2 tRNA genes are annotated in these 277 nt (G+C 46.6%); both read right to left on the minus strand.

The annotated features are described in order from the left end of the window. Positions 1-36: 36 nt before the first annotated feature. Positions 37-113 (minus strand) — tRNA-Arg (locus AACV33_RS06245). Positions 114-179: 66 nt separating this feature from the next. After that, a tRNA-Arg gene (locus AACV33_RS06250) sits at positions 180-256 on the minus strand. Positions 257-277 lie beyond the last annotated feature (21 nt).

Here is a 277-nt window from a genome sequence, read left to right on the forward strand (position 1 = left end):
TTTATCCTCTAGATAAACTGTTACGGCAGTAAATAATGGTGCGCCAGGAAGGATTCGAACCTCCGACCGCCTGGTTCGTAGCCAAGTACTCTATCCAGCTGAGCTACTAGCGCACAATAAATTCTAATTGTCTCCGCACCAACTTATCCTCTTAGATAAACTGTTACGGCAGTAAATAATGGTGCGCCAGGAAGGATTCGAACCTCCGACCGCCTGGTTCGTAGCCAAGTACTCTATCCAGCTGAGCTACTAGCGCACAATAAATTCTGATTGTCTC

Origin of the sequence: Aliivibrio sp. SR45-2, from assembly GCF_963890165.1 — a bacterium.
Taxonomy (GTDB): domain Bacteria; phylum Pseudomonadota; class Gammaproteobacteria; order Enterobacterales; family Vibrionaceae; genus Aliivibrio; species Aliivibrio salmonicida.